At 63.6% G+C, this 25039-nt stretch carries 18 protein-coding genes; 13 read left to right on the top strand and 5 right to left on the bottom strand.

All coding sequences use genetic code 11. From position 1 onward, the window contains the following. Window positions 1–122: 122 nt before the first annotated feature. Window positions 123–764, bottom strand: a complete 642-nt coding sequence (locus HU719_RS10565) for a C40 family peptidase (protein ID WP_186518924.1) — start codon at window positions 762–764, stop codon at window positions 123–125. Between the two features lie 156 nt (window positions 765–920). On the opposite strand from HU719_RS10565, the gene HU719_RS10560 reads away from it, so the two are divergent. Then, entirely contained in the window at window positions 921–1346 is a 426-nt protein-coding gene (locus HU719_RS10560; RefSeq protein ID WP_186536740.1) for an NINE protein, read from the top strand. 53 nt (window positions 1347–1399) lie between these two features. Here the strand turns inward: HU719_RS10560 and HU719_RS10555 are convergent, their stop codons facing one another. The 3 genes from HU719_RS10555 to HU719_RS10545 form a co-directional block, all read right to left on the bottom strand. Further along, window positions 1400–2095, bottom strand: a complete 696-nt coding sequence (locus tag HU719_RS10555) for an SPOR domain-containing protein (RefSeq protein ID WP_186518928.1) — start codon at window positions 2093–2095, stop codon at window positions 1400–1402. A 1-nt stretch (window position 2096) separates the two neighbouring features. Further along, window positions 2097–3833: an arginine--tRNA ligase gene (gene argS, locus HU719_RS10550; RefSeq protein ID WP_186518930.1), complete on the bottom strand. Its 1737-nt coding sequence runs from the start codon at window positions 3831–3833 to the stop codon at window positions 2097–2099. A gap of 114 nt (window positions 3834–3947) precedes the next feature. Then, window positions 3948–6167 carry a primosomal protein N' gene (locus HU719_RS10545; RefSeq protein ID WP_186536739.1) on the bottom strand — a complete coding sequence of 740 codons (2220 nt, stop codon included), beginning with the start codon at window positions 6165–6167 and terminating at the stop codon, window positions 3948–3950. Window positions 6168–6337: 170 nt separating this feature from the next. Between HU719_RS10545 and rpmE the strand changes: the two genes are divergently transcribed. From rpmE to HU719_RS10530, 3 genes are all read left to right on the top strand, one after another. Beyond that, window positions 6338–6553 carry a 50S ribosomal protein L31 gene (gene rpmE / locus HU719_RS10540; RefSeq protein WP_119146850.1) on the top strand — a complete coding sequence of 72 codons (216 nt, stop codon included), beginning with the start codon at window positions 6338–6340 and terminating at the stop codon, window positions 6551–6553. Between the two features lie 2 nt (window positions 6554–6555). Continuing rightward, entirely contained in the window at window positions 6556–7377 is an 822-nt protein-coding gene (locus HU719_RS10535; RefSeq protein ID WP_186536738.1) for a thermonuclease family protein, read from the top strand. Between the two features lie 179 nt (window positions 7378–7556). Continuing rightward, a complete protein-coding gene (locus HU719_RS10530; protein ID WP_186518937.1) occupies window positions 7557–8825 on the top strand; it encodes a malic enzyme-like NAD(P)-binding protein in 1269 nt (422 codons plus the stop codon). A 209-nt stretch (window positions 8826–9034) separates the two neighbouring features. On the opposite strand, the gene HU719_RS10525 is transcribed toward HU719_RS10530, so the two are convergent. Beyond that, the gene (locus HU719_RS10525; protein WP_186522131.1) at window positions 9035–11473 is read right to left on the bottom strand and encodes a penicillin-binding protein 1A; all 2439 of its coding nucleotides are present in this window, start codon (window positions 11471–11473) and stop codon (window positions 9035–9037) included. A 170-nt stretch (window positions 11474–11643) separates the two neighbouring features. Between HU719_RS10525 and pilM the strand changes: the two genes are divergently transcribed. From pilM to HU719_RS10480, 9 genes are all read left to right on the top strand, one after another. Further along, window positions 11644–12492, top strand: a complete 849-nt coding sequence (pilM, locus tag HU719_RS10520) for a type IV pilus biogenesis protein PilM (protein ID WP_186537154.1) — start codon at window positions 11644–11646, stop codon at window positions 12490–12492. After that, window positions 12489–13022 carry a PilN domain-containing protein gene (locus tag HU719_RS10515; protein WP_186537153.1) on the top strand — a complete coding sequence of 178 codons (534 nt, stop codon included), beginning with the start codon at window positions 12489–12491 and terminating at the stop codon, window positions 13020–13022. Before pilM ends, HU719_RS10515 begins: the two co-directional genes overlap by 4 nt. Then, window positions 13019–14032, top strand: coding sequence for a pilus assembly protein PilP (locus tag HU719_RS10510; protein WP_186537152.1), 1014 nt, complete (start codon window positions 13019–13021; stop codon window positions 14030–14032). Before HU719_RS10515 ends, HU719_RS10510 begins: the two co-directional genes overlap by 4 nt. Further along, a complete protein-coding gene (locus HU719_RS10505) occupies window positions 13974–15200 on the top strand; it encodes a type IV pilus secretin PilQ (protein WP_437179674.1) in 1227 nt (408 codons plus the stop codon). The genes HU719_RS10510 and HU719_RS10505 overlap by 59 nt, the downstream gene beginning before the upstream one ends. A 4-nt stretch (window positions 15201–15204) precedes the next feature. After that, window positions 15205–15723 (top strand): shikimate kinase AroK, encoded by a 519-nt coding sequence (gene aroK / locus HU719_RS10500; protein WP_186522116.1) that lies wholly within the window; start codon window positions 15205–15207, stop codon window positions 15721–15723. Window positions 15724–15822: 99 nt separating this feature from the next. Next, window positions 15823–16920, top strand: coding sequence for a 3-dehydroquinate synthase (gene aroB / locus HU719_RS10495; protein WP_186522107.1), 1098 nt, complete (start codon window positions 15823–15825; stop codon window positions 16918–16920). A 15-nt stretch (window positions 16921–16935) separates the two neighbouring features. Next, entirely contained in the window at window positions 16936–18534 is a 1599-nt protein-coding gene (locus HU719_RS10490; protein WP_186537151.1) for an AAA family ATPase, read from the top strand. A 376-nt stretch (window positions 18535–18910) separates the two neighbouring features. Beyond that, window positions 18911–23356: a glutamate synthase large subunit gene (gene gltB, locus HU719_RS10485; protein ID WP_186537150.1), complete on the top strand. Its 4446-nt coding sequence runs from the start codon at window positions 18911–18913 to the stop codon at window positions 23354–23356. Between the two features lie 123 nt (window positions 23357–23479). Beyond that, the gene (locus HU719_RS10480) at window positions 23480–24898 is read left to right on the top strand and encodes an FAD-dependent oxidoreductase (RefSeq protein ID WP_186522098.1); all 1419 of its coding nucleotides are present in this window, start codon (window positions 23480–23482) and stop codon (window positions 24896–24898) included. The last annotated feature ends 141 nt before the right edge of the window (window positions 24899–25039 follow it).

Genomic DNA, 25039 nt, shown 5'->3' with positions numbered 1-25039 from the left:
GGGCTGCGTAGCGGCCCCAGCAATTGTGTGTGATGCCAAAATCCTGGGGCCGCTACGCAGCCCTTTCGCGACACAAGGCCGCTCCTACACGAGGCTGCGTAAGGCAGGATGTTGCTGCAGTATCAGCGCTTGGCCAGGCGCAGGGCCTGTTGCTCTTTGGGCAATACCCGCTTGGCGACCACGTAGTGCTTCTGCCAGTAAGGCTTGCTGAGGTTGTCGATGCTTACCCGTTTGCCGGTGCGCGGCGCATGGATGAAGCGGTCGTTACCCAGGTAGATGGCAACGTGGTTCACCCGACGGCTTTTGATGTTGAAGAAGATCAGGTCGCCCGGCTTGAGCTCGCCGCGCTGCACTTTGACACCCTGGCCCTCGGCCATGGCATTGGAGGTGCGCGGCAGGTCGATGTCGGCCACGTCGTTGAACGCATACTTGACCAGGCCGCTGCAGTCGAAACCCTTTTTCGGGCTGCTGCCACCCCAGCGGTAGGGCGTGCCCAGTACATTGACTGCACGGCTGAGCACTTCGCTGCTCTGCTTGGGCGACATGGCCACCGCTTGCAGGCCCTGCTGGCGCGCGGCGTTATTGGGCCGGGCGCGCACGCTGGCGCTGCTGCGGTAGTGCACCGGGGCACGTTTTACCGTGGCTTCGGCGTTTGAGGTGTAACCGGTGAACCCGCTGGGCAGACGTTGCTCACGATTGGTGGCATGGGCCGCCAGCGGTAAAAGAAGGCAGAGGGTCAGCCATGGCTTGATGAAAGGCGGCATGTTGAAGCTCTTATAGGTGTTGGCGCGCAACTTTATAACAGCTTTTTGCTCAAACTTCGGTCCGCTGGTCGATTCAGCACGTACCATATGTCGGGTAGAAACAGAAAAGTCACATTTTCCGTTAGAAAATTTTCACCTAACCCATGAGGGCTTGGAATGAATGGTTATCCACCAAACGGGGCGGTGAACGACACCCACAGCAAGGTGCTCGGCTACCTGCTGTGGATCTTCGGCTTCACCGGGGCCCACCGCTTTTACTATGGCAAACCGATCACCGGGACGATCTGGTTCTTCACCCTGGGCCTTCTGGGCATCGGCTGGCTGATCGACCTGTTTCTGATTCCGTCGATGGACCGCGAAGCAGATATGCGCTTTCAGTCAGGCAGCGTCGATTACAACCTGGCATGGCTGTTTTTGACGTTCCTGGGGATTTTCGGCGCGCACCGTTTGTACCAAGGCAAATGGATCAGTGCGCTGGTCTACTTCTTTACCGGCGGGCTGTTCCTGCTGGGCGTGCTGTATGACTTCTGGACGCTCAACAGCCAGGTTTCGCAGGTTAACGCCGAACGGCGCAGGGCCTGACCCGAAGCCATCAAAAAAGGCCTTGTCGCACGCTGGCGGCAAGGCCTTTTCGGTTACTGCCGGCGCTGTTGCAGCAGCAGGTTGCTGAAACCTGCCCCGGACAGTTGCTTCTGCGCCACGGTCAGCTGTTCACGGTTGCTGAACGGCCCGACCATGACCCGGTACCAGGTCTCTTCCTTGACCGTCCCCGACTCTACCTTGACCGCCTGGCCGAGCAGGATGATCTGCGCGCGTACCTTGTCGGCATCGGCCTGCTTGCGGAACGAGCCTGCCTGCAAGAAGAACTGCGTGGTGGCGGCCGGCTTGATCACCGGTGGTGCCGGTGGCGGGGTTTGCCCCTGTAGCGCGGCCTGGGCGCGGGCGGTGTCGATCTTTGCCGCTTCTGCCGGGGTTACCGGTGTGGTCGGCACCACGGGGACCGGTGGCGTCTTCTCCGGCACCGCCTCGGGCGGCACGATGACTTCCGATTCAGGCAGCAAGGTGTAGAAGTCGTACTTGGGCTTGATCGGTTGCTGTACCGCAGGCGCGGTGCTCTTGCTCGCCTCGGTGACGCGGTCGGCCTTCTGCTGGTCTGGCTTGGTGCGCTTGATGTCGCCGCCGCCGCCGGGTTCGAGTTTCATCAAAAAGACGATGAACGCGCCCACGGTCAGCCCGACCGCCAGCCATACCCACCCAGGGATCGGCTGCTTGGCGGCGGGTTGGTGGCGGCTGGCGCCGCGCCTGGGTGCGGGTTTTTTCTTCGCAGCCAACTTACATGCGCTCCAAGGTTTCCAGGCCCAGCAATTCCAGGCCCTGCTTGAGGGTGCGGCCGGTCAGGGCAGCCAGGCGCAGGCGGCTCTGTTGTTGCTCAGGGCTTTCGGCGGTGAGGATCGGGCAGTTCTCGTAGAAACTCGAGAACAGGCCGGCCAGGTCGTAGAGATAGCTGCACAGCACGTGCGGCGTGCCTTTTTCGGCAACGTTGTTCAGCACTTCGCCAAACTGCGCCAGGCGCGCGGCCAGGTCCTGCTCGTGGGCAGCTTGCAGCACGATGCTGCCATCCACCTCGTCGAAGCCCTTGCCCAGCTTGCGGAACACGCCGGCGACGCGGGTGTAGGCATACAGCAGGTAAGGTGCGGTATTGCCTTCGAAGTTGAGCATCAGCTCGAAGTTGAAGCTGTAGTCGCTGGTGCGGTGCTTGGACAGGTCGGCGTATTTCACCGCGCCGATACCGACTACTTCACCGATGTGGCGCAGGTCGTCTTCGGCGAGGGTCGGGTTCTTATCCTTGACCAGCGCGTAGGCACGCTCCTTGGCTTCGTTGAGCAGGTCGATCAGCTTGACCGTGCCACCGTCGCGGGTTTTGAAGGGGCGGCCGTCGGCGCCGTTCATGGTGCCAAAGCCCATGTGTTCCATTTGCATCGGGTGGCCGACGAAGCCTGCGCGGCGGGCCACTTCGAACACCTGGTTGAAGTGCAGGGCCTGGCGCTGGTCGACGAAATACAGCGCGCGGTCGGCCTTGAGCACGTTGCTGCGATAGCGCACGGCGGCGAGGTCGGTGGTGGCATACAGGTAGCCACCATCGGCTTTCTGTACGATCACCGGCAGAGGCTCGCCTTCGCTGTTCTTGAATTCTTCGAGGAACACGCACTGCGCGCCTTGGTCTTCGACCAGCAGGCCCTTGGCCTTGAGGTCGCTGACCACATTGGCGAGGTCGGCGTTGTAGGCGCTTTCGCCCATCACGTCGGCCATGCTCAGTTTGACGTTGAGCAGCTCGTAGGTTTTCTGACAGTGCGACAGCGAGATGTCCTTGAAGCGCGTCCACAGCGCCAGGCACTCGGCATCGCCGGCCTGCAGCTTGACCACCAGGCCGCGCGCGCGGGTGGCGAACTCTTCAGACTCGTCGAAGCGTTTTTTTGCTGCGCGGTAGAAGTTCTCCAAGTCCGACAGCTCGTCGCTGGTGATCGGGTTTTCTTCAAGGTAGGCCAGCAGCATGCCGAACTGGGTACCCCAGTCGCCCACGTGGTTCTGGCGGATGACCTCGTCACCGAGGAACTCCAGCACCCGCGCGACGCTGTCACCGATGATGGTCGAGCGCAGGTGGCCGACGTGCATCTCTTTGGCCAGGTTCGGCGCCGACAGGTCAACCACGACCTTTTGCGCAGCGCCGGCCTTGCGCACACCCAGGTGGCCATCGGCCAGGGCGGCATCCAGGCGGCTGGCCAGGGCGTCGGTGTTCTGGAAGAAGTTGAGGAAGCCCGGGCCGGCGATCTCGACCTTGGTGATATCGGCGCTGGCCGGCAGTGCAGCGATGAGCTTTTCAGCCAGGTCGCGCGGCTTCATGCCAGCAGGCTTGGCCAGCATCATGGCGATGTTGCTGGCGAAGTCGCCGTGGGTTTTGTCACGGGCGTTTTCCACCTGGATCGCCGGCGTCAGGCCTTCAGGCAGCACACCTTCGGTGACGAGTTGGGTGAGGGCTTGCTGGATCAGCTGGCGAATGGTGTCTTTCATGGGGGTCTCTTTTCGACCGCAAGCGCGGTAAGCGCTTCGATGCGCAGGTGGAAAAACTGGGCATTATCCGTTGCCCGGGTCAGCTTGCCAACCATTGCGCGGCAAGCGTCGAGCTCAGTACAGGTCGACCGGGTCGACGTCCAGTGACCAGCGGACCTGTCGGCCTGACGGGAGCTGCTCCAACACTAGCAACCAGGCACTGATCAGTCGATGCAGTGGCGCCCGGGCGTTGGCCTGGAGCAATAGTTGTGCGCGATAACGGCCCGCCCGTCGCTCCATGGGCGCAGGTACCGGGCCGAGCAGTTCGATGCCTTGCAGGCCTTGTTCGTTCACTACGCGTTCGGCAGCAGCGCAGGCTTCGTCGAGAAACCCCTCGGCTTGGCCGGGCTTGTGCGCATCGGCGCGCAGCAGCGCCAGGTGGGCGAAGGGTGGCAGGCCGGCGGCGCGGCGCTCGCTCAGGGCTTGTTCGGCGAAGGCGAAATAGCCCTGCTCGGTGAGTTGCACCAGCAGCGGATGGTCGGCCAAGTGGGTCTGCACGATGACCTTGCCAGGCTCTTCGGCACGGCCGGCGCGGCCCGCCACCTGCACGATCAGTTGGGCCATGCGCTCGCCGGCGCGAAAATCGCCAGAGAACAGCCCGCCGTCGGCATCGAGAATCGCCACCAAGGTGACCCGGGGGAAGTGGTGCCCCTTTGCCAGCATCTGGGTGCCGACCAGAATGCTCGGCTGGCCGCGCTGGATGGTGGTGAACAGGTTGTGCATGGCGTCCTTGCGCGAGGTGCTGTCGCGGTCCACACGCAGGATCGGGTATTCGGGGAACAGCACCTTCAAGCGCTCTTCGGCGCGCTCGGTGCCGGCGCCGACCGGGCGCAGGTCAACGTGGGCGCACTGCGGGCATTGCAGTGGCAGGCGCTCGTCATAGCCGCAATGATGGCAACGCAGCACCGCCGAGCGTTGGTGCACGGTCATGCGTGCATCGCAGCGCGGGCACTCGCTGAGCCAGCCGCAGTCGTGGCACAGCAGGGTTGGGGCGAAGCCGCGGCGGTTGAGGAACACCAACACCTGCTGGCCGGCTTCCAAGGTCTGGCGGATGGCCTGTTGCAGCGGGCCGCTGATGCCGCTGTCCAGCGGCAGGCTGCGCACGTCCAGGCGCAGAAAACGCGGCGCCTTGGCGCCGCCGGCGCGCTGGTTCATGCGCAGCAGCCCGTAACGGCCGCTGTGGGCGTTGTGCAGGCTTTCCAGCGACGGCGTGGCCGAGCCCAGCAGGATTGGAATGTTCTCCTGGTGGGCGCGCACCACGGCCAGGTCGCGGGCGTGATAGCGCAGGCCTTCCTGCTGTTTATAAGAGCCGTCGTGCTCTTCGTCGATGATGATCAGGCCGGGGTTCTTCATCGGCGTGAACAGCGCCGAGCGGGTGCCGATAATAATGTCGGCCTCGCCGTCGCGTGCGGCCAGCCAGGCGTCCAGGCGCTCGCGGTCGGCCACGGCCGAATGCAGCAGGGCGATGCGCGCATTGAAGCGCTGTTCGAAGCGCTGCAAGGTCTGCGGGCCAAGGTTGATCTCGGGGATCAGGATCAGCGCCTGCTTGCCGGCTTCGAGGGTCTCGCGGATCAGTTGCAGGTAGACCTCGGTCTTGCCGCTCCCGGTCACCCCCGCCAACAGGAACGCGTGGAAGGCGCCAAAGCCCGAGCGTACCGCCTCGAAGGCGGCGCGTTGTTCGTCGTTCAGCGGCAGTTCCGGCTGCGCCAGCCAGTGCTCGTGGCGCGGCGCGGGGAGGTGGCGGCGCACTTCGATGTTGACCAAGTCCTTGGCCAGCAGCAGGTCGAGGCTGTCCTTGTTCAGGCCCAGCTTGCTCAGCAGGCTGTGGGCCACGCCGTGGGGGTGCTGCGACAGCGTTTTCAGGGCCTCGCGCTGGCGCGGGGCGCGGGCAATGCGCGGGTCATCCAGGCGGGCGCCGGGGGTGCTGTGCCAGAAGCGCTCCTGGCGCGTCTCGGCGGCATCGCCTTGGCGCAGCAGGGTCGGCAGGGCCCAGCTCAGGGTGTCGCCAAGGCTGTGCTGATAGTACTGGGCGGTCCACAGGCACAGCTTGAACAGCGCAGGCGGGATGGGCGAGACCGGGTCGAGCAGCGCGCTGGCAGGCTTGAGCTTGTCAGCGGGCACCTCGCTTTTTTCTGCTACTTCTACCAGCACGCCGATCATCTCGCGGCGGCCGAACGGTACGCGGATGCGCATGCCCGGCGTGAGCGCCTGGCGGGCCATGCTCGCCGGCGCCTGATAGTCGAACAGGCGGCGCAAGGGCGAGGGCAGGGCAAGGCGCAGGATGACGTCGGACACGCGAAAGGTCTCTGGAGGGCGTTTCTGTAATCGGGCGAGCCTAGCAGACGACAGTCGGTGCACGCGACAACTTGCGCTGCGGCTGCGCTCTGGTATTATTCCCCGCCTAATTACGTGCGGTATTCAACAAATGGTTGTTGGGTGGCGGCACGCAGCTCGAGGAAGTGACCATGAAAGCCAATATTCATCCGAACTACGAAGTAGTTGCAGTCACCTGCAGCTGCGGCAGCAAATTCGAAACCCGTTCGACCCTGGCCAAGCCGCTGGCGATCGACGTGTGCTCGCAGTGCCACCCGTTCTACACCGGTAAGCAAAAAGTCCTGGACACCGGTGGCCGCGTACAGAAGTTCGCCGACCGCTTCGGCATGTTCGGTGCCAAGAAGTAATAATGCGCATGGCGAGGCCTTCGGGGTTCGCATTGCTGCAAAAGAAGGCGCCCCTTGTGGGCGCTTTTTTTGTGGCCGCGCTTTGGCATTTCCCGGCCCTGGCGTTCTGCCCGCTGCCTGAACGAGCGCAGCAGGTGGCGGTGCGCGCAGTGGTAGATGGCGATACCGTGCGCCTGGTCGATGGCCGCAGCGTGCGACTGATTGGCATCAATGCCCCTGAAATCGGGCGCAGGGGCCGCGCCAGCGAACCCTATGCCGAGGCTGCCCGGCTGCGTCTTCAAGCCCTGATCAAGGCCAGTGACGGCAAAGTTGGGCTGGTTCCGGGCACTGAGCACAAGGACAAATATGGCCGTACTTTGGCGCATATATATGGCCGGGGCGGCAACAATCTTGAAGCACAACTGCTCAGCGAGGGGCTTGGCTACCGGGTGGCCGTAGCGCCCAATGTCGCCTTGGCAGGCTGCCAGCAGCAGGCGGAGCAGGTGGCTCGGCAGGCCCGGTCTGGGCTGTGGCAGCACTCCCCCGTGCAACGTGCCGATACGCTCAAACGCAGCGGGTTCGCGCTGCTCAAGGGGCGTATAACCCACGTTGCGCGCAACCGCGGCGGTACTTGGCTTGAGCTGGACAACACCGTGGTGCTGCATATTCCCGCTCGTCTGCAGCGGCACTTTCCTGGGCGCTTTGTGGATAACCTGAAGGGGCGCCAGGTTGAAGCGCGCGGCTGGGTGAAGGACCGCAGCGGCAGCCGCAAAGCCAAGCCAGGCCAGCGCCGCTGGCTGCTGCCGCTGACCGATCCGAGCATGCTGACGGCCCTGCCTGGTTAAATAGTTGTAGACAGTATGCTTATGGATTGTACACACTGGCTTTTCCTAAGCCCCGTGGGTTTTAGCGTAAAGTCGTAGGCCGCAGGCCTTGACACTTGTGACCGGGCAGTCTTGTCGCCCCCCGGCACTTTGCGTATCCTCGGCGGTCCGTCAGAACAGTAAATAGCGGAATGCCCATCATGTCAGACCTGAAAACCGCCGCTCTCGAATACCACGCCCAGCCCCGTCCAGGGAAACTGAGCGTCGAGCTCTCCAAGCCAACTGCCACTGCCCGTGACCTCGCCCTGGCCTATAGCCCAGGCGTCGCCGAGCCTGTGCGCGAGATCGGCCGTGATCCGGAGCTGGCCTACAAATACACCGGCAAGGGCAACCTGGTAGCGGTGATCTCCGATGGCACCGCTATCCTCGGTCTGGGTGACCTGGGCCCGCTGGCCTCGAAGCCGGTCATGGAAGGCAAGGGCGTTCTGTTCAAGCGTTTCGCCGGCATTGACGTATTCGACATCGAAGTCGAATCGGAAAGCCCGCAAGCCTTCATCGACACCGTTCGCCGCATCTCGATCACCTTCGGTGGTATCAACCTTGAAGACATCAAGGCCCCAGAGTGCTTCGAAATCGAACGCACCTTGATCGAGCAGTGCGACATTCCGGTCTTCCACGATGACCAGCACGGCACCGCCATCGTTACCGCGGCCGGCATGATCAACGCCCTGGAAATCGCCGGCAAGAAGCTCGAAGAAGCCAAGATCGTCTGCCTGGGTGCCGGTGCTGCCGCCATCTCCTGCATGAAGCTGCTGGTAAGCATGGGCGCCAAGGTCGAGAACATCTTCATGATCGACCGTAGCGGCGTGATCCACGCTGGCCGCGACGACCTGAACCAGTACAAGGCCCAGTTCGCCCACGCGACCGACAAGCGCACCCTGGCCGACGCCCTGAACGGCGCCGACGTGTTCGTTGGCCTGTCCGGCCCGAACCTGCTGAGCGCTGAAGGCCTGAAGTCGATGGCTGCCAACCCGATCGTGTTCGCTTGCTCGAACCCAGACCCGGAAATCGCTCCAGAGCTGGCTCACGCCACTCGCGACGACGTGATCATGGCGACCGGTCGTTCCGACTACCCGAACCAGGTCAACAACGTACTGGGCTTCCCGTTCATCTTCCGTGGTGCCTTGGACGTCCGCGCCAAGCGCATCAACGAAGAAATGAAGATCGCTGCTGCCATCGCCCTGAAAGACCTGGCCAAGCTGCCGGTGCCGAAGGAAGTGTGCGAGGCCTACGGCGTTCAGGCGCTGGAGTTCGGCCGTGAGTACATCATCCCGAAACCACTGGATGCGCGTCTGATCACTGTTGTTTCCGATGCCGTGGCCAAGGCCGCCATCGAATCCGGCGTGGCGACCCTGCCGTATCCGAAGCACTACCCGCTGAAAAGCGTGGATGAAGTGTTCAACGGCTGATCCTGCCGTCGCCACATGAAAAAGCCCCGGCTCGCGAGAGCCGGGGCTTTTTTCGTCTGCGCCTTGCGCCAGCTGTAGGAGCGGCCTTGTGTCGCGAAAGGGTCGCGCAGCGGCCCCGGCGATTTTGCATGAGGCCAAAATCTCGGGGCCGCTGCGCGACCCTTTCGCGACACAAGGCCGCTCCTACACCAGGCAGTGTTGCCTGTGGCTTAGAACAGATCCATCGGCGCGGCTTCGTCCGCTGGCAGCGGGCTGCCAGGGGCTGAACCGTTGCCCAGTTCGTCCACCGATGGCGGCGAATCCTCGGCTTTGAACAGCTCGAAGTAGGCATTCGGCGTGCTCGGGGTGGCCGCGCGGCCACTGACCGGGTCGACCCGCAGGCTGAGAATGCCTTCCGGCTCAGCCGGGGCATGCTCGGGCTTGCCCTTGAGCGCCGGGCCCATGAAGTCCATCCAGATCGGCAGCGCCACGGTGCCGCCGTATTCGCGCCGGCCCAGGGTTTCTGGCTGGTCGAAGCCCACCCAGACAGTCGTCACGTAGTCCGCGTTGTAACCGGAGAACCAGGCGTCCTTCGACTCGTTGGTGGTGCCGGTCTTGCCTGCCAGGTCGTTGCGGCCCAAGGCCATGGCCCGGCGGCCGGTGCCGCGCTTGATCACATCCTGCAGCATGCTGGTGAGGATATAGGTGGTCCGCCCGTCGACGATGCGCTCGGCGACTGCTGGAACCTGCGCAGCCTGGGCCGGGGCGCTTTCGCCTGGCATTGGCGCAACGCTGATTGGCTGCTCGGGGGCGGCAGTGCCGGCCTGGTCCTGATTGCCCTGCGGCACGCTCGGCGGGTTGGCGACGAACAGGGTCTCGCCACTGCGGCTGTCGATTTGCTGGATCAGGTAGGGGCTGATCTTGTAACCGCCGTTGGCAAAGGTGCTCCAGCCGGTGGCGATTTCCATCGGCGTCAGCGTCGCAGTGCCGAGCGCCAGCGACAGGTTGCGCGGCAGGTCCTGCTTGTTGAAGCCGAACTTGGCGATGTAGTCGATGGTGCGGTCAACGCCCATGGCTTGCAGCAGGCGGATCGAAACCAGGTTGCGCGACTTGTACAGCGCTTCGCGCATACGGATCGGGCCAAGGAAGGTGTTGGTGTCGTTCTTCGGGCGCCAGACCTTGTCCAGGTATTCGTCGACGAACACGATGGGCGCGTCGTTGACCAGGCTGGCGGCGGTGTAGCCGCTATCGAGGGCCGCGCTGTAGACGAACGGCTTGAAGCTCGAGCCCGGCTGGCGCTTGGCCTGCATGGCGCGGTTGTAGTTGCTCTGCTCGAACGAGAAGCCGCCCACCAGTGCACGGATAGCGCCGTTGTAGGGGTCGAGGGTTACCAGTGCGCTCTGCGCGCCCGGTACCTGGCTGAACTTCAGCTTGCCGTCTTCCAGGCGTTGCAGGCGTACCAGGTCGCCGACCTGTGCCACGTCGGCAGGCGACTGCGGCATACGGCCCATGGAATTGGTGTTCAGGAACGGCCGTGCCCACTTCATGGTGTCCCAGGCGACAGTGTCTTCCAGGCCGCTGCGGGTCATGACTTTCAGCCCGGTTTTAGTCACTTCAGTGACGATGGCAGGCTCGAGGCCGCCCAGCGGGCGCTGCTTGGCCAGCTCTTGCAGCCACGCGGCGCGGGTTTTACCCGGGAAGCGCGACTCAGGGCCGCGGTAGCCATGGCGTTCATCGTATTGGGAGAGGCCGTTGAGCACCGCGCTGTTGGCGATTTGTTGCATGTCGCTCGGCACCGTGGTGGTGACGCGGAAACCTTCGGTGTAGGCCTCGCTGCCATAGCGGCCAACCATTTCGGCACGGGCCATTTCGGCGACGTAGGGCGCGTTCACTTCCGGGGTCGGCACGTGATAGCTGGCGTTCAGCGGCTCGGCGAGGGCGGTCTGGTAGCTGGCCTGGTCGATTTTGCCGAGCTTGTACATGCGCCCGAGAATCCAGTCGCGACGTTCTTTGGCGCGCACCGGGTTGGCCAGTGGGTTGAAGCGCGACGGCGCCTTGGGCAGGCCGGCGATCATCGCCATTTGCGCGAGGCTGACGTCACGAATCGACTTGCCGTAGTACACCTGCGCAGCGGCATCAATGCCGTAGGCGCGGTTGCCCAGGTAGATCTTGTTGACGTAGAGCTCGAGGATCTCGTCCTTGGTCAGCTCACGCTCGATCTGCAGGGCCAGCAAAATCTCGTTGGTCTTGCGCGAGAAGCTGCGTTCGCTGGAGAGGAAGAAGTTCTTCGCCACCTGCATGGTGATGGTGCTGCCGCCGGTCTGGATGTGCCCGGACTTGACCAGTTGCGTCGCGGCGCGCATCAGGCTGCTGGGGTCGACGCCGTAGTGGTTGAGGAAGTTATCGTCCTCGGCTGACAGAAGCGCCTGTATGAACTGTGGGGGAATTTCCTGGAACTTGATAGGCGAGCGGCGCATTTCGCCAAACTCGGCAATCAGCTTGCCGTCGCTGCTGTACACCCTCAGCGGGATTTGCAACTGGACGCTTCTGAGCGAATCGACCGACGGGAGGTTGGGGCTAAGATACAGAAACGCACCGCTCACACCGAGTACGAGCGCGCAGATGACTGCGACAAAAGACCACCAGAAGAACTTCAGCAGGCGTATCAAGGCTTTTGGGTGTCCAGGTTGAGGGGTGGATTGCACGCGGGCCGGCGGACAGGAAAAAACGCCGGCCATTATAAGCAGTTTTCGCCCTGCCGGGTTAGCCGGCGGGCCCTCGCCACCGCTGCCTGCTGCCATGGCAGCAGCGGTGGCGGGCGATCAGGGAGCAACATGACATGCTTGGACGGCTTGGCAGGGATGCCGGTTCACTGTTGGGGGTAGAAATCACCGCCAATGCCATAAGAATGCTGCAGGTCCGCCGCCATCGCGGCCGTTGCCAGGTCACCGGCTGGGCCTGCCAGGCGCTGGCCGCACCGGGCGGTGGTGCGCAACTGGCGCAGGCGTTGGTGCAGGCCCACCGTCGCTGCGCCACGGCCCAGCGCAAGGTTGCCTTGGCGCTGCCTGCCTCGCAGGTCATCTGCAAGCTGTGCCAGTTACCCCAGGGCACCCACGTGCAGGACATCGAGACCCACCTGCTTGGCCAGGCAGACCAGTTGTTTCCATTCCCCATCGATGATCTGGCCCTGGATTTCCAGGTGGTCGGCGCATCCCGCTGCGATCCCGGCTTGGTGGATGTGGTGGTAGCCGGGTGTCGGCAAAGCCAGCTTGAACCCCTTGAAGCACTGTTTGGCGAGGCGGGTCTGGAGCTGGTAGCCATGGAGGTCGACAGCTTCGCCTTGCGCCGGGCGTTGCTGCCCGAGGGCGCTGCCGGCTGGGCGCTGGTGCAGCTGGAGGCGGACAAGCTGGTGCTGCATCTCTGGGCGCAAAGCCTGTTGCCTACGCGTCAGCAACTACCGCTTGGCGCTGCCTCGTGCTGGGTCGATGAGCTGGCGCGTTTGCTGGGGGGCGCCTGCGGGCGGTTGCAAGGCGTGGTGCTCGCCGGTGATGGCGCTGATACCGCCGATGCCCAGCGCCTGACACAGCGGCTGGGTATTGCCTGCCGCCTGGCCGTGCTGCCAGCGGGACTGGGTGCTGCCCCAGGCATGGCATTGGCCTATGGCTTGGCCATGGGAGGGCTGCGATGAATATTCGCATCAACCTGATGCCGTGGCGCGAGCGTCAGCGCGCGTCGGCGGTGCGGCGTTTTCAATGCGGTGTGGTTGCCAGCCTGGTTGTGGCGCTACTGGCTATGCTGCTGCTCGACCAGATGGCGCGGGCGCGTCTGGCGCGGCAGTTTGCAGCATTGGTTGAAACTCAGGCCCAGTTGAGTGCGCTGGACGCGCAGTTGGCGGCAGGCGCTGAACTGCGTACCGAGCGCGAAACGGTGCTTGCCGAGCACAGGGCGCTGGCCCAGCTCAGGGCCGGGCAATCTGTGCTGTCTGATTTGCTTGAGGGCCTGGAGCACAGCATGCCCAGCGGTGCGCAGTTGACCGAGCTGAGCCTGGAAGCCGGCAGGTTGCGCCTGGGCGGGCTGGCAGCGTCGCCATCGGTGGTCGCGCAGTTGATGCGCGAGCTTGAGGCAAGAGGCGTTGCCGCAGGGCTTGAAGTGGTGTTTTTGCGCCAGCGGCCCACGGGCGATGAGTTTCTGCTGCTGGCTCAGGTACCTGCCCCGTGAAAGTGCTGCTGGCACTGGATTGGCGGGGGGTGGTCGTCCGTTCGCGCCTGTTCAGGGTGGCGGCGCTGGCGCTGTCGATGTTGGCGGTCGGCGCTGCTGGCTGGGCCTCGGTTTTGCGCGAAACCGGGCAGCAGCTGCGTGAGGCCCAGGTGCTTGAACAGAGTGCGTTGCAAAGCCTTGCCGAGCGCAGGACGGAATTGGCCGAGCTTGACGGCGAGCGCCTGGCGTTGCAGCGCGCCCGGCAGATGCTGCAAGAGGCGCGCTGGCGGCTCGATGCCGGGGAGGGCATGAGCGACCTGTTGGACCAGTTGGCCCTGTCGGGGCACGAGCATGGGCTGGTTTTCGAGCGCGTCGATGTGCTGGCCGAGCAGCAGCCTGGCCCTGGCTATCACCGCCTGCCGCTGGATATCCAGGTGGTGGGCCACTACCCGTCGCTGCGCGCGTGGGTCGAGCAGAGCCTGCAGCGGTTGCGTCTGTTGCAGGTCACCCGTATCAGCCTGGCGGGTGTGGATAACTCGCAAGGCCTGGTTACTGCGCAGTTGCACCTGCAGGTGTACCGCGCCGCAGAGGCGCTGCCGGCCCCGGCTTCGCTCGCTGACGAGCCCGCGCAGGCGCTGGTCGTGCGCAGGCCTTTCGATCCCTTCAAGCCATGGTCATTCAGCGAACCCGATGGCGGGCTGGGGCGCATGCCGCTGGAACAACTGGCCATGGTGGGCAGCTTGTCGCGCGACGGCCGTCATCAGGCCCTGGTGCAGGCGGCAGGGCGGCTGCATCGGGTGCAAGAAGGCCAGCGCCTTGGCCGCGATGATGGGCGTGTGGTGCGAATCGATGCGCAGCAGATGGAAGTGCGCGAGCGGCTTTATATCGCCGGCGGCTGGCAGGAGCGGTCACGGTTTCTGGCACTCGTGACGGGTGCGCAAGGGGAGGTCATGGATGACGTTGAAACTCGCAATGCTGACACTGCTGCTGATGCTGTCGACGGGCTCGAAGGCGGGGCTATCGAAGGCTGAACCCATGTCGCTGAACTTCCAGGACGTGGATGTGCGTTCGGTGTTGCAGATAATGGCCGATTTTGCCGGCATCAACCTGGTGGCCAGCGATACCGTACAGGGCCGCATCACCCTGCGCCTTGAGCAGGTGGCGTGGGAGCAGGCGCTGGACATGGTGCTGCGCAGCAAAGGCCTGGGGCGGCGCATGGAGGGTGGCGTCATGCTGGTGGCGCCGCTCGCCGAGCTGGCGGGGCAGGGTGTCTACCTGGAGCAGGAGCCGGTGCAGCGCGAACTGATCGCCATTCATCACGCCAAGGCCGGGGAGCTGGCCGAGCTGCTGCTGGCCAGCCTGGCCGACGATGGCATTCTGGCCGGGCGTGGCAGCATCAGCGTAGATGCGCGTACCAATACGCTGGTGGTCGCGCAGCAGGCGAGCCGGCTGGTCGAAATCCACAAGCTTGTCGCCGAGCTGGATGTGCCTGTGCGCCAGGTCATGATCGAGGCGCGCATTGTCGAGGCGGGGGTGGATTACGAGCGGGCGTTAGGTGTGCGTTGGGGTCGCAACCTTTATGGGCAAGACGCGCGCCTTGGCAGCGACCTGTTCGTTGACCTGGGGGTGGACCGCGCCAGCTCCGCGCTGGGCGTTGGTTTGTTGCGCAGCGATGTGCTGCTGGACCTTGAGCTCAGTGCCATGGAAAAAAGCGGTAACGGCGAGATTATCTCCCAGCCCAAGGTAGTCACCGCCGACAAGGAAACCGCGCGCATTCTCAAAGGCACCGAGGTGCCCTACCAGGAAACCACTAAAAGCGGCGCTACCTCCATTTCCTTTCGCGAGGCCTCGCTATCGCTTGAGGTGACGCCGCAGATCACCCCGGACGGCAAGGTGCTGATGGCGGTGCGGGTTACCAAGGATGAGCCGGATTTCGTCAATGCCTTGAACAATGTGCCGCCGATCCGCAAGAACGAGGTAAACGCCAAGGTTCGTGTGGGTGATGGCGAGACCATTGTGATTGGTGGCGTCTACTCGACGTCGCAGAACAATGTGGTGGACAAGGTGCCATTTCTTGGCGATCTGCCGTATGTTGGGCGGCTGTTTCGACGCGATGCATTACAAGAGAAAAAATCCGAGCTGCTGGTCTTCCTGACTCCGCGTATCATGAGTGACCAGGCGATTGCTGTGAGTCGTTGATTCTGTGCGAAATTTGATACTTGTAGGGCCCATGGGTGCCGGTAAGAGCACCATCGGGCGCCTGTTGGCCAAAGAGCTGCGCCTGCTGTTCAAAGATTCCGACAAGGAAATCGAGCTGCGGACCGGCGCCAATATCCCGTGGATCTTCGACAAGGAAGGCGAGCCGGGCTTTCGTGACCGCGAGCAGGCGATGATCGCCGAGCTCTGCGAACTCGACGGCGTAGTGCTGGCCACGGGCGGCGGTGCAGTCATGCGTGCTGCCAACCGCGCCGCGCTGCACGCTGGCGGGCGGGTTATCTACCTGCACGCCTCGGTCGAACAGCAGGTCGGGCGCACTGCCCGTGACCGCAACCGGCCGCTGCTGCGCACCGCCAACCCAGAGGCCACCTTGCGTGCCTTACTGGAAGCGCGCGACCCGCTCTATCGCGAAATCGCCGATGTGATCGTGGAAACCGACGAACGGCCGCCGCGCATGGTGGTGCTCGAAATCCTCGATCAGTTGCACAGGTTGCCGCCCCGCTAAGCGGGGGTCTATGCTCGGCGACCAACGCCGAGACGGGGTTGAACGTCACCGCGCGCTGCTGCATTGATGGCACCGCGCCCAAGTACATTGTGGGGACACATGCAGACATTGAAGGTCGACCTGGGCGAGCGTAGCTACCCGATCTACATTGGCGAGGGCCTGCTGGACCAGCCCGAGCTGCTGGCGCCGCATATCGCCGGCCGGCAGGTCGCCATCGTTTCCAACGAAACCGTCGCTCCGCTGTACCTGGAGCGTCTGAGCAAGGCCCTGGGCGCCCGGTCGGTGCTGCCAGTGGTGTTGCCCGACGGCGAAGCCTTCAAGAACTGGGAAACCCTGCAACTGGTCTTCGATGCGCTGCTGACCGCGCGCCATGACCGGCGCACCACCGTGATTGCCCTCGGTGGCGGCGTAATCGGCGACATGGCCGGTTTTGCCGCTGCCTGCTACCAGCGTGGCGTCGACTTCATCCAGGTGCCGACCACGCTGCTGTCACAGGTCGACTCCTCGGTGGGTGGCAAGACGGGCATCAACCACCCGCTGGGCAAGAACATGGTGGGTGCGTTCTATCAGCCCAACGCCGTGCTGATCGACACCACCACCCTCAAGACGCTGCCCGCTCGCGAGCTGTCGGCAGGCCTTGCCGAGGTCATCAAGTACGGTCTGATCTGCGACAAGCCGTTTCTCGGCTGGCTCGAAGACAATATGCAGGCCCTGCGCGGCCTGGACAGCGTGGCACTGACCGAGGCCATCCGCCGCTCCTGCGCCGCCAAGGCCGCAGTGGTCGGTGCCGATGAACGCGAGTCCGGTGTGCGCGCCACGCTCAACCTTGGCCATACGTTTGGCCATGCCATCGAAACACACATGGGTTACGGCGTCTGGCTGCACGGCGAAGCGGTGTCAGCGGGCACGGTGATGGCCCTGGAGATGTCGATGCGCCTTGGCTGGATCGACCAGCCCGAGCGCGATCGCGGAATTCGCCTGCTGCAGGATGCAGGATTGCCGGTGGTGCCACCACAGGAAATGACCCCGGCGCATTTCATGGAGCATATGGCGGTCGACAAAAAAGTGCTCGATGGGCGCCTGCGCCTGGTGCTGTTGCGCCAGATGGGCGAAGCCGTCGTCACTGACGACTATCCGACAGAGGTTCTTCAGGCCACGTTGGCAGCGGATTACCGCGCGATCGTGGCCCAGCTTTGAGGTTGTGACAACGCAATGACCAGTCTGCATGCCGATGAGGCGTTTCTCGATCATTACCAGCTGAGCCATGATCCATTCGCGCCGCGAGTGCCTGGCTTCAAGTTCTTCCCCGCCCAGCGCAAGCCGGTGCTTGGGCAATTGCACCACCTGGCGCGCTACAGCCAGCTGATGCTGGTGGTTACCGGCCCTGTGGGCAGCGGCAAGACGCTGCTGCGCCAGGCCCTGGTGGCCAGCACCAACAAGCAGTCGGTGCAAAGCGTGGTGATTTCCGCGCGTGGCGCGGTGGGGGCTGCCGGTGTACTGGGCCAGGTCGCGCAGTCGCTGAACGTCGGCGAAGCCGCGGTACAGCCGATCCTGTCGCAGGTGGTGCAACTGGCGCTGACCGGCCAGGAAGTCTACTTGCTGGTAGACGATGCGGAACAACTTGATGACTCGGCACTCCAAGCGTTGCTGGAGTTGGCGGCAGGCGTCGCGGAAGGGCGTCCGCACGTGTTCCTGTTCGGTGAGCCGTCGCTGATTGCCGCGCTGGACGAGTTGCAGTTCGAGGAAGAGCGCTTCCATGTCATCGAACTGGCACCCTACAGCGAGGATGAAACACGCGAGTACATGGAGCAGCGCCTGGAAGGGGCTGGCCGAGGTATCGACGTGTTCACCCGCGAGCAGATCGCCGACATCCACGAAAACTCCGACGGGTGGCCTGGGACCATCAACCAGGTTGCCCGCGATACCTTGATCGAAGCCATGATCGCCAGCCGCACCACGGTCAAGCGACCATCCATGGGGTTCAAAATGCCTAAGAAACACGTGCTTGCGCTGTCTGCAGTGGTCGTGGTCGCCGTTGGCGCAGCAGTCCTGATGCCGAAGAAGGGCGACAAGGCGCCGACCGAGGCGCCTGCTGCCCAGGCCCAACTGCCATTGGGGCAACAGGGCAATGGCGCGCCCAATATCGAATTCTCCGGCTCCTCGCAGCCAATGCCGCTGCCGCTGGTCGGCCAGTCGCAGCCGGTCATGCGCGAGCCGCTGGCGCAGGCCGCCGGCATGGGTGAAGGTGATGAAGCCGGCCCTGCAGGCAACACCGAGCTGCAGCCGTCGGCACCGTCTGCCGCCGTGCCGCCAACCGTGACCACCATTGCCCCGCCGCAAGGCGCCACGGCAAGCGCTGCGCCGACTCCGGCACAACCTGTGACCACAACGCCGGTTGCGCCAGCGCAAAAACCGGTCGCAACCCAGCCAGCCAAGCCGGTTGCACCTGCCAAGCCGGCAACCGCGCCAACCCAGGTCGCTTCAGCCAAGCCTGCAGAAAAACCCGCAGCTGGCGGCGCTGGCAACAGCAGCTGGTACAGCGGCCAGAAAGCCGGTAATTACGTGGTGCAGATCTTTGGTACCAGCTCCGAAGCGTCGGCCCAGGCGTTCGTCAAGGCGCAGGGTGGCGACTATCGCTACTTCCGTAAAAATCTGCAGGGCAAGCCGCTTTATGTAGTCACCTATGGCAACTTCGCCAGCCGTGACGCCGCTGCTGCTGCCATCAAGAACTTGCCAGCCAAGGTCCAGGCTGGTAAACCTTGGCCACGTACCGTCGGCAGCGTCCAACAAGAGCTGGCCACGGCCCGCTGATAACCTTCCGGGCGGCATCACCCCCGCCGCCCAGTTGCTGAGCGACTTCCAGCTTTCAACTAGCCTGCTGCGCCTGAGCGCGGCAGGCTTTTCTGTCCCAGACTGCCGGCCACAAGCCCTTCCTTGCAGTCATGGCTGAAACGCTTCAGACTCAAGCCAAGCCGGTATCACGGCTAATGGCGCAAAAACATTCAAAATTGCGACATAAATTTTCAATGGTGAGACATGAAAATTTGTGGGCATCGCTGTCGCTGTGCAACAATGGTTTTCCATGGCCACCGCAAAAAAGCTGGCGTTTGATCGGCGTGGATGGTAAGTGGTTGTTAAAAAAGAGATTTGCCTCCGGTTGAGAGGTGAACCTGGTGAGAAAGTGTCTATGAAAACAGGTCTGTACCATCCCGAAGAATTCAAGGACAACTGTGGTTTTGGCCTGATCGCCCATATGACGGGCGAACCGAGCCACCACCTTCTGCAAACCGCCATGCAGGCCTTGACCTGCATGACCCACCGCGGCGGTATCAACGCCGACGGCAAGACCGGCGACGGTTGCGGTCTGCTCATGCAGAAGCCCGATCAATTCCTGCGTGCCATGGCCCAGGAACACTTTGCCGTCGAGCTGCCCAAGCAGTACGCCGTCGGCATGGTGTTCTTCAACCAGGACCCGGTCAAAGCCGAAGCTGCGCGCGCCAACATGAACCGCGAAATCGCCAACGCCGGCCTTGCGCTGGTTGGCTGGCGCAAGGTTCCGATCGACACCAGCGTGCTGGGCCGCCTGGCCCTTGAGCGCCTGCCGCAGATCGAACAGGTGTTCATTGGCGGCGAAGGCCTGAGCGATCAGGAATTCGCGATCAAGCTGTTCAGTGCCCGTCGCCGCTCGTCCGTGGCCAACGCCCACGACGCCGACCACTACATCTGCAGCTTCTCGCACAAGACCATCATCTACAAAGGCCTGATGATGCCGCGCGATCTTGCGGCGTTCTACCCAGACCTCAGTGACGAGCGCCTGCAAACCGCAATCTGCGTGTTCCACCAGCGCTTCTCCACCAATACCCTGCCGAAATGGCCGTTGGCGCAGCCGTTCCGCTTCCTCGCCCACAACGGCGAGATCAACACCATTACCGGCAACCGCAACTGGGCCATGGCCCGTCGCACCAAGTTCGCCAACGACCAGATCCCCGACCTCGAAGAGCTCGGCCCGCTGGTCAACCGCGTCGGTTCCGACTCTTCGAGCATGGACAACATGCTGGAGCTGATGGTGACCGGCGGCATCGACCTGTTCCGTGGCGTGCGCATGCTGGTGCCGCCAGCATGGCAGAACGTCGAGACCATGGACGCCGACCTGCGCGCCTTCTACGAATACAACTCCATGCACATGGAGCCGTGGGACGGCCCGGCCGGTATCGTCATGACCGAAGGCCGCCACGCGGTGTGCCTGCTCGATCGCAACGGCCTGCGCCCGGCGCGCTGGGTCACCACCACCAACGGCTACATCACCATCGCCTCGGAAATCGGCGTGTGGGGCTACCAGCCTGAAGACGTGGTTGCCAAAGGCCGTGTCGGCCCAGGGCAGATCCTCGCCGTGGACACCGAGACCGGGCAGATCCTCGACACCGATGCCATCGACAACCGCCTGAAGTCGCGCCACCCCTACAAGCGCTGGCTGCGTCAGCACGCCACGCGTATCCAGGCGACGCTGACCGATGACCAGGGCGCGGCCAGCTACGATGCTGACCAGCTCAAGCAATACATGAAGATGTTCCAGGTAACCTTCGAGGAACGTGACCAGGTACTGCGCCCACTCGGCGAGCAGGGCCAGGAAGCGGTCGGTTCGATGGGTGACGACACGCCGATGGCGGTGCTGTCGCAGCGCGTGCGCTCGCCGTTCGACTTCTTCCGCCAGCAATTCGCCCAGGTCACCAACCCGCCGATCGACCCGCTGCGCGAAGCGATCGTGATGTCGCTGGAAATCTGCCTGGGCGCCGAGCGCAACATCTTCCAGGAATCCCCAGAGCACGCCTCGCGGGTTATCCTCAGCTCCCCGGTGATCTCGCCCGCCAAGTGGCGTTCGCTGATGAACCTGGAGCGCGAAGGCTTCGACCGCCAGCTGATCGACCTCAACTACGAGCAAGGCGTCGGCCTGGAAGCTGCCATCCGCAACATCGCCGATCAGGCCGAAGAAGCGGTGCGCAGCGGCAAGACCCAGCTGGTGCTGAGCGACCGTTACATCGCGCCGGGCAAACTGCCGGTGCATGCCTCGCTTGCCGTGGGTGCAGTGCACCACCGTCTGACCGAGCAGGGCCTGCGGTGCGACAGCAACATCCTGGTCGAAACCGCCACTGCCCGTGACCCACACCACTTTGCCGTGCTGCTGGGCTTCGGCGCCTCGGCGGTGTACCCGTACCTCGCTTACGAGGTGCTGGCCGACCTGATCCGCACCGGCGAAGTGCTGGGCGATCTGGACGAGGTGTTCAAGTACTACCGCAAAGGCATCTCCAAGGGCCTGCTGAAGATCCTGTCGAAGATGGGTATCTCCACCATTACCTCGTACCGTGGCGCGCAGCTGTTCGAAGCCATTGGCCTGGCCGAGGAAGTGGTTGGCCTGAGCTTCAAGGGCGTGTCCAGCCGCATCAAGGGCGCGCGTTTCGTCGACCTGGAAAACGACCAGAAGCTGCTCGCCGCCGAAGCCTGGAGCGCGCGCAAGCCGATCCAGCAAGGCGGCCTGCTCAAGTTCGTGCATGGCGGTGAATACCACGCCTACAACCCGGACGTGGTCAACACCCTGCAGGCCGCTGTGCAGCAGGGCGACTACGCCAAGTTCAAGGAATACACCACGCTGGTCGACAAGCGCCCGGTGTCGATGATCCGCGACCTGTTGAAAGTCAAAGAGGCCGAACAGCCGCTGGCGCTGGAGCAGGTCGAGCCGCTGGAGGCAATCCTCAAGCGCTTCGACTCGGCCGGTATCTCGCTGGGTGCGTTGTCGCCAGAGGCTCACGAAGCCCTGGCCGAGGCGATGAACCGCCTGGGTGCGCGTTCCAACTCCGGTGAAGGCGGTGAAGACCCGGCGCGCTACGGCACCATCCGCAGCTCGAAAATCAAGCAGGTGGCCACCGGCCGCTTCGGCGTCACCCCCGAGTACCTGGTCAACGCCGAAGTGCTGCAGATCAAGGTTGCACAGGGCGCCAAGCCCGGCGAAGGCGGGCAACTGCCTGGCGGCAAGGTCAACGGCCTGATCGCCAAGCTGCGTTATGCAGTGCCGGGCGTCACGCTGATTTCGCCGCCGCCGCACCACGACATCTACTCGATCGAAGACCTGGCGCAGCTGATCTATGACCTCAAGCAGGTCAACCCGCAGGCGCTGGTGTCGGTCAAGCTGGTTGCAGAGGCCGGCGTTGGTACCATCGCCGCAGGCGTGGCCAAGGCCTATGCCGACCTGATCACCATTTCTGGCTACGATGGCGGCACCGGCGCGTCGCCGCTGACCTCGATCAAGTACGCTGGCGCCCCGTGGGAACTGGGCCTGGCTGAAACCCACCAGACCCTGCGCGGCAACGACCTGCGCGGCAAGGTACGGGTACAGACCGACGGCGGCCTGAAAACCGGCCTGGACGTGATCAAGGCAGCCATCCTCGGCGCCGAGAGCTTCGGCTTCGGCACCGCGCCAATGATCGCACTGGGCTGCAAGTACCTGCGTATCTGCCACCTGAACAACTGCGCCACCGGCGTTGCCACGCAGAACGACAAGTTGCGCAAGGACCACTACATCGGCACCGTCGATATGGTGATCAACTTCTTCACCTTCGTGGCCGAAGAAACCCGTGAATGGCTGGCGCGCCTTGGCGTGCGTAGCCTGGGTGAGCTGATCGGCCGCACCGACCTGCTCGACGTGCTGCCAGGTGACACCGAGCGCCAGCAGTACCTCGACCTGAGCCCGCTGCTGGGCAGCTCGCACATTCCGGCCGACAAGCCGCAGTTCTGCGAAGTGGAAAACAACCCGCCGTTCGACAAGGGCGAGCTGGCCGAGAAGATGGTCGAAATGGCCCTGCCGGCCATCCGCGACCAGGCCGGTGGCGAGTTCAGCCTCGACATCTGCAACTGCGACCGCTCCATCGGTGCGCGCATCTCGGGTGAAATCGCCCGTCTGTACGGCAACCAGGGCATGGCGGCCAAGCCGATCAGCTTCCGCTTCAAGGGCACTGCCGGGCAGAGCTTCGGCGTGTGGAACGCCGGTGGCCTGAACCTGCACTTGGAAGGCGATGCCAACGACTACGTCGGCAAAGGCATGACCGGTGGCAAGGTCACCATCGTGCCACCTGCCGGCAGCCCGTTCGCAACCCAGCACAGCGCCATTGTCGGCAACACCTGCCTGTACGGCGCAACCGGCGGCAAGCTGTTTGCTGCAGGTACTGCCGGCGAGCGCTTCGCTGTACGTAACTCCGGCGCCCACGCTGTGGTCGAGGGCACCGGCGATCACTGCTGTGAATACATGACCGGCGGCTTTGTCTGCGTTCTGGGCAAGACCGGTTACAACTTCGGTTCTGGCATGACGGGCGGTTTCGCCTACGTGCTCGACATGGATAACTCCTTCGTCGACAAACTCAACCACGAGCTGGTGGAAATCCAGCGCATCAGTGGGGAGGCGATGGAGGCCTACCGTAGCCATCTGGCGCGGGTCCTGGGCGAGTATGTAGACGAGACTGGCAGTGAGTGGGGGCGTGAGCTCTCCGAGAACCTGGACGACTATGTGCGGCGCTTCTGGCTGGTCAAGCCGAAGGCGGCCAACCTCAAGCAACTGTTGTCCAGCACACGTGCCAACCCGCAGTAAAAACAGCTGCAAGTGGCAAGCCTCAAGCTGCAAGTAACAGCAGCTCGAGGTTTGCCCGGCTTAAGTGATCGTCTTGTGGCTTGCAGCTAATCGCTTGCAGCTGCTGTAAAGAGGTTTTGAAAAATGGCTGAACGTCTGAGCAACGACTTCCAGTTCATCGAAGTGGGGCGTAAAGACCCGAAGAAAAAGCTGCTGCGCCAGCGCAAGAAGGAGTTCGTGGAGATCTACGAACCGTTCAAGCCGCAGCAGTCCGTGGAGCAGGCGCACCGTTGCCTGGGCTGCGGTAACCCGTATTGCGAATGGAAATGCCCGGTCCACAACTTCATCCCCAACTGGCTGAAGCTGGTGTCCGAAGGCAACATCCTGGCGGCCGCGGAGCTTTCGCACCAGACCAACACCCTGCCTGAAGTGTGTGGCCGCGTGTGCCCGCAAGACCGTCTGTGCGAGGGTGCCTGCACCCTGAACGACGGTTTTGGCGCCGTGACCATCGGCTCGGTCGAGAAGTACATCACCGACACCGCCTTCGCCATGGGCTGGCGCCCGGACATGTCCAAGGTCAAGCCGACCGGCAAGCGTGTCGCCATCATCGGTGCCGGCCCTGCAGGCCTGGGCTGTGCCGACGTGCTGGTGCGCGCCGGGGTCACCCCGGTGGTGTTCGACAAGAACCCCGAGATCGGTGGCCTGCTGACCTTCGGTATTCCTGAGTTCAAGCTGGAAAAGACCGTGCTGAGCAATCGGCGCGAGGTATTCACCGGCATGGGCATCGAGTTCCGCCTCAATACCGAGATTGGCCGCGACATCAGCATGGAGCAGCTGCTGGCCGAGTACGATGCGGTGTTCATGGGCATGGGCACCTACACCTACATGAAGGGTGGCTTCCCGGGTGAAGACCTGCCAGGTGTTCACGATGCGCTGGACTTCCTGATCGCCAACGTCAACCGCAACCTGGGCTTTGAAAAGTCGCCGGAAGACTTCGTCGACATGCAGGGCAAGAAGGTCGTGGTACTCGGCGGCGGCGACACCGCGATGGACTGCAACCGCACCTCGATTCGCCAAGGCGCCAAGGCGGTAACCTGCGCCTATCGCCGTGACGAGGCGAACATGCCTGGCTCGCGCAAAGAGGTGAAGAACGCCAAGGAAGAGGGCGTGAAGTTCCTCTACAACCGCCAGCCTATCGCCATTGTTGGCGAGGACAAGGTTGAAGGCGTGAAGGTGGTCGAGACCCGTCTCGGCGAACCGGATGCCCGTGGCCGCCGCAGCCCCGAGCCGATCCCGGGCTCCGAAGAAATCCTCCCGGCCGATGCCGTGGTGATCGCCTTCGGCTTCCGCCCAAGCCCGGCGCCGTGGTTCGAGCAGCATGGCATCCAGATGGACAGCCAGGGCCGTGTGGTAGCGCCCGAGCAAGGCAAGTTCAAGCACCAGACCAGCAACCCGAAAGTGTTTGCCGGTGGCGACATGGTGCGTGGCTCGGACCTGGTGGTGACGGCGATCTTCGAAGGCCGTACGGCCGCTGAAGGCATCCTGGACTACCTGGAAGTCTGAGGTGTCGCGCTACTGTAGGAGCGGCCTTGTGTCGCGATGGGGCGCAGAGCGCCCCCCGGCGATTTTGCCTGCAGCCGAGATCCCCTGGGCCGCGCTGCGGCCCATCGCGACACAAGGCCGCTCCTACAGGCAGCTACATAG

Source organism: Pseudomonas farsensis (genome assembly GCF_014268805.2).
In the GTDB taxonomy this organism is placed as follows: Bacteria; Pseudomonadota; Gammaproteobacteria; order Pseudomonadales; family Pseudomonadaceae; genus Aquipseudomonas; species Aquipseudomonas farsensis.
Note: the sequence above shows the minus strand (reverse complement) of the source record. Positions and strands in the feature narration are given on the sequence as shown.

Coding starts and splice junctions, on each gene's coding strand:
- HU719_RS10565 (WP_186518924.1), bottom strand. CDS start 764: ATGCCGCCTTTCATCAAGCCATGGCTGACCCTCTGCCTTCTTTTACCG.
- HU719_RS10560 (WP_186536740.1), top strand. CDS start 921: ATGAATGGTTATCCACCAAACGGGGCGGTGAACGACACCCACAGCAAG.
- argS (WP_186518930.1), bottom strand. CDS start 3,833: ATGAAAGACACCATTCGCCAGCTGATCCAGCAAGCCCTCACCCAACTC.
- rpmE (WP_119146850.1), top strand. CDS start 6,338: ATGAAAGCCAATATTCATCCGAACTACGAAGTAGTTGCAGTCACCTGC.
- HU719_RS10535 (WP_186536738.1), top strand. CDS start 6,556: ATGCGCATGGCGAGGCCTTCGGGGTTCGCATTGCTGCAAAAGAAGGCG.
- HU719_RS10530 (WP_186518937.1), top strand. CDS start 7,557: ATGTCAGACCTGAAAACCGCCGCTCTCGAATACCACGCCCAGCCCCGT.
- pilM (WP_186537154.1), top strand. CDS start 11,644: ATGCTTGGACGGCTTGGCAGGGATGCCGGTTCACTGTTGGGGGTAGAA.
- HU719_RS10515 (WP_186537153.1), top strand. CDS start 12,489: ATGAATATTCGCATCAACCTGATGCCGTGGCGCGAGCGTCAGCGCGCG.
- HU719_RS10505 (WP_437179674.1), top strand. CDS start 13,974: ATGCTGACACTGCTGCTGATGCTGTCGACGGGCTCGAAGGCGGGGCTA.
- aroB (WP_186522107.1), top strand. CDS start 15,823: ATGCAGACATTGAAGGTCGACCTGGGCGAGCGTAGCTACCCGATCTAC.
- HU719_RS10490 (WP_186537151.1), top strand. CDS start 16,936: ATGACCAGTCTGCATGCCGATGAGGCGTTTCTCGATCATTACCAGCTG.
- gltB (WP_186537150.1), top strand. CDS start 18,911: ATGAAAACAGGTCTGTACCATCCCGAAGAATTCAAGGACAACTGTGGT.
- HU719_RS10480 (WP_186522098.1), top strand. CDS start 23,480: ATGGCTGAACGTCTGAGCAACGACTTCCAGTTCATCGAAGTGGGGCGT.